Origin of the sequence: Desulfosarcina sp., from assembly GCF_046496365.1 — a bacterium.
In the GTDB taxonomy this organism is placed as follows: domain Bacteria; phylum Desulfobacterota; class Desulfobacteria; order Desulfobacterales; family Desulfosarcinaceae; genus Desulfosarcina.
In genome coordinates, this window is record NZ_JAWOHB010000167.1 from 1 (window position 1) to 4290 (window position 4290).

General features: G+C 54.2%; 4 protein-coding genes. All 4 read left to right on the plus strand.

Annotated elements, in window-relative coordinates; translation table 11 throughout:
• Positions 1 to 77: 77 nt before the first annotated feature.
• Positions 78 to 911, plus strand: a complete 834-nt coding sequence (gene nifU / locus R6V78_RS17175; RefSeq protein ID WP_410290608.1) for a Fe-S cluster assembly protein NifU — start codon at positions 78 to 80, stop codon at positions 909 to 911.
• Positions 911 to 2074 (plus strand): cysteine desulfurase NifS, encoded by a 1164-nt coding sequence (gene nifS, locus R6V78_RS17180; protein ID WP_410290609.1) that lies wholly within the window; start codon positions 911 to 913, stop codon positions 2072 to 2074. Before nifU ends, nifS begins: the two co-directional genes overlap by 1 nt.
• A 261-nt stretch (positions 2075 to 2335) precedes the next feature.
• Positions 2336 to 2941: a hypothetical protein gene (locus R6V78_RS17185; protein ID WP_410290610.1), complete on the plus strand. Its 606-nt coding sequence runs from the start codon at positions 2336 to 2338 to the stop codon at positions 2939 to 2941.
• A gap of 409 nt (positions 2942 to 3350) precedes the next feature.
• Positions 3351 to 4290 (plus strand): cation diffusion facilitator family transporter (locus tag R6V78_RS17190; RefSeq protein ID WP_410290611.1); only part of this gene is annotated, 940 nt, incomplete at its 3' end.

The following is a 4290-nucleotide window of genomic DNA, read 5'->3' on the forward strand; positions in this document are numbered from 1 at the left end:
GTAACATATTGCTTTGGTATTATATTATAAGCCCAAACGGGCAATAACACGGAAACAGGAGCAGAGGAGGTTTTGCTATGTGGGAATATACGGAAAAAACAAAGGATCATTTTTTGAATCCCCGAAATGTCGGTGTGATCAATGATCCGGATGGTATCGGGGAGGTCGGTTCGCTGGCCTGCGGCGACGCGCTCAAGCTGACATTCAAACTGGATGAGCAGCGCAAACAGATTGCGGATGCCAAATTTCAGACATTCGGATGCGCCAGTGCCATAGCGTCCTCATCCGCACTGACGGAAATGCTCAAGGGGCTTACCCTGGAAGAGGCGGCAAAAATCACCAATGAGGATATTGCGGATTATCTCGGCGGCCTGCCCAAAGAAAAAATGCACTGCTCGGTCATGGGAAGGGATGCCCTGGAAAAAGCCATCACCTATTACCGGGGCGGGTCGGAAAAAAAGATTGAAGGGGAAATCGTCTGTGAATGCTTTGGCGTAACCGATCTGGAAATCAAACGGGCGGTCACGGAAAACGGGCTGAAAACCGTTGAAGAAGTGACTGATTATGTCAAGGCCGGCGGCGGATGCGGGAAATGCCATGAAAACATTCAAGCCATTATCGACCAGCAGATTGGCGGCATTCAGATCCTGCCCAGAATGAAAAAAAAGGAGTTAACCAATATCCAGAAAATCAAACTGATCGAAGAAACCCTTACCCGGGAAATTCAGCCGGCCCTTGCAAAAGACGGCGGAGATATCGAGCTGATCGATGTGGACGGTGACAAGGTGACCGTAAAACTGAGGGGAACATGCGCAACATGCAGCAAATCTCAGATCACCCTGAAAAATTATGTAGAGACCAAACTGCGCGAACTGGTTTCCGACTCTCTGGAAGTGCAGGAGGTAAACTGATGGCTGTTATCTATGCGGACAACAATGCAACAACGCAGATCGCCCCGGGTGTTCTGGATGAAATGATGCCGTATCTTACGCAATATTATGGCAATCCATCGAGCATGCATACATTCGGCGGCCAGGTCGGAAAAAAAATACGCGAAGCCCGAACCCGGGTCGCTACTCTCCTGAATGCGACACCGGAGGAAATCCTGTTTACCAGCTGCGGAACGGAAAGCGACAGTACCGCCATACGGGCGGCCATCATGTCCAACCCATCCAGAAAACATATTGTCACCACGCGGGTCGAGCATCCGGCTGTGAAAAACCTGTGCGAAAAGCTGGCCAAGGACGGATACCGCATCACCTATGTTCCTGTTGACCAGAATGGCGCTCTTGACCTTGATTATCTGTATCAAAACCTCACCGACGATACAGCCATTGTGAGCATCATGTGGGCCAATAACGAAACCGGCGTCATTTTCCCGGTGGAGGAAATTGCTTCCGTTGTAAAGGAAAAAGGGATTGTTTTTCACACCGATGCGGTTCAGGCGGTCGGTAAAATCCCCATTGACCTGAACAATTCCGGCATCGGCATGCTGTCCCTGTCCGGGCATAAGCTCCACGCACCCAAAGGAATCGGCGCATTATACGTCCGGAAAGGGACCAAGTTTTCACCATTTCTGATCGGCGGTCACCAGGAAAAAGGAAGACGCGGCGGAACCGAAAACGTTGCCTCCATCATTGGCCTGGGTGCGGCTGCAAAGCTTTCTCAGGAGCTGATGGAAAAAGAAAATACCGATGTCAAAAACCTTCGGGACACCCTTGAAAAAGGACTTCTCGCAAAAATCGAACACTCGTTTGTCAATGGCGCAACGGAAAAGAGACTCCCCAATACCACCAGTATTGCCTTTGAATATGTGGAAGGAGAGGCGATTCTCCTGATGCTGGACGAGTTTGGGATCTGTGCTTCATCCGGATCAGCCTGCACCTCCGGTTCACTGGAACCGTCTCATGTTCTGCGGGCAATGGGTGTTCCGTTTACGGCAGCCCATGGTACCATTCGTTTCAGCCTGAGCACATACAATACCATGGATGAAATCAATCTGATCATTGAAAAGCTTCCGAACATCATTAAAACGCTTCGCAACATGTCGCCATTCTGGAAAGGAAATCAATAATTCCTTGTCACCGGAAAGTTCGATCCAACCTGAACAAAATGATCCGGGCTTGCCCGCAGACAGCGGCCGCCCGGATTGCCGTTTGCACCATCCACCAGGCCCTGTACGGAAAAAATTGAAAAACATCTTGAAATCAAAGCCGGTTTGGATATAGTGTACCATCATAAATCAGTCATATGAGTTCCAGACGATTCCCGGAATGATCGTTGTGTCCAAAGACAACATGATACGGATTCTCTGACAACAGCACAGGCCATGGATATGTTCAAAGTTATGATCCGGGACAATATGTCCCCCGTTGCAAAAGATCGACTGGAAGCATTCGATTCCATTGAGGTGGTTGTCGACAACAACAAGGAAACCAACTCTCCGGAAGCCCTTGCCGGCATTATCAAAGACTTTCATGCCATTGCCATTCGAAGCGGCACCCGAATCACGGATCATGTCCTCGCCAATGCGCCCAATCTCAAGGTTATCGGACGTGCCGGCGCAGGTGTCGACAATATCGATGTGGAGGCTGCCACAAAACGCGGCATTGTGGTCATGAATGCGCCGGGCGGCAATACTGTTACGACGGCGGAACATGCCATCTCCCTGATGCTTTCTCTTGCCCGGAATATCCCGCAGGGAACCGCTTCCCTGCGGGTCATCTCCCGTTCCATGGCTTCGGGAAACGCCGCCATGGCTTCGGCCAGGTTGTTGGCCATCAGTCGGGCTTGCAACGGCAGCGGCCCCTGCGGGGTGAGGATTTGGGTGTGGCCGAAAAAGAGGGGCGACCGGCTAGGGTCATCTTCGCCAGCCGCAGTGACCGGCACCATCCGTCGAATGGATGCCACTTTAAGGTCGGTGATCGCGTCCTCGCGGTAAAGGTTGGCGGTATCGACCGCAAAATCGAGTTGTTCCTGCTGTGCCATCAACGCTCTCCGTCTGTTTGGGTGCCGAACGATCGGTTTGCAAAACGGGCCCAGCCTAACCGATTTTCATCTCGCTGTCACGGAGTTTGTATCTTCGCCGCCGGGAAGCAGCCGGCCTGGATTGGCCCTGCAATGGGCCGGCGGGATGGGCCTGCAACGTTGCGACGCGTTTGCGCAGCCAAGCGACACCGCCGTCCCTGGTTGGTTCTGTGGTTCCAGCAGTTGAAGTTTGGGGCCACGCGACATATAGTATCCGGCACGCAAGCGCTGATGACCACCCAAGCGCTCGGGTTTTTGGGCCTATGACCGGGAACCCCGGTGATACGGCATTTTCCTGCAACCTTTCAGCAGCAGCTCCGGCCATGCAGACTGAAAGCCGCCCGCTTTTTGACGAACCCGCGCAGTTCAGACGCCGCATGACGGCCATCGGCATCTCTATTTGCGTGTCGACGGGCCTGATGGCCGCCAAATTTTATGCCTACCACTTAACCGGCTCAACGGCCCTGCTGTCCGATGCGCTCGAGTCCATCATCAATGTGGTGGCGGCCGTATTCGCCGCGGTCAGCATCTGGCTGGCAGCCCAGCCGCCCGATGCGGACCATCCGTACGGCCATGGAAAGATCGAATTTTTTTCGGCCGGTTTTGAAGGGGCATTGATTGTTCTTGCCGCCATCGGAATATTCAATAGCGGCATCTCGCATTTGATCAGGCCGCAACCCCTGGCGAACCTGCAGTGGGGCCTGGCGATTCTGGTCGGGGCGTCGATGGTCAACCTGATCCTCGGCATCGGGCTGGTCCGGTTCGGCAAGCGGGCCTGCTCTTTGGCCCTGATCGCCGACGGCAGGCATGTACTGACCGATGTGGCCACGTCCGTGGGGGTGGTGGTCGGTCTGCTGCTGGTTCAACTCACCGGTTGGCTCAGGCTCGATGGCGCCGTTGCCTGTATGGTGGGCGTCCACATCCTGATAACCGGCAGCCGGCTGGTCCGCCAAAGCTTTTCGGCCCTGATGGACAAATCCGACCCCCGGCTGCTGGATGAGATATCGCAGCTACTTGAACGCCACCGCCCAGCGGTGTGGATTGACATCCATCAGCTACGGGCATGGCGGTCAGGAAATTTCGTGCATATCGATCTGCACCTGGTTTTGCCCCGAGACCTGCTGCTTGAAGCGGCCCACACCCAGGCCAAGCTGGTCGAGCAGCTGCTCATCCACCATTTTGAGGGGCGTGCCGGCGTTTTGGTTCACATGGACCCGTGCGAAGCCCCAGAATGCCCGGCCTGCCGCCAGTATCGGTGCAGCC

Excerpts from the sequence above, each read along its gene's own strand:
- nifU (WP_410290608.1), top strand. The coding sequence starts at position 78 with ATGTGGGAATATACGGAAAAAACAAAGGATCATTTTTTGAATCCCCGA.
- nifS (WP_410290609.1), top strand. The coding sequence starts at position 911 with ATGGCTGTTATCTATGCGGACAACAATGCAACAACGCAGATCGCCCCG.
- R6V78_RS17185 (WP_410290610.1), top strand. The coding sequence starts at position 2,336 with ATGTTCAAAGTTATGATCCGGGACAATATGTCCCCCGTTGCAAAAGAT.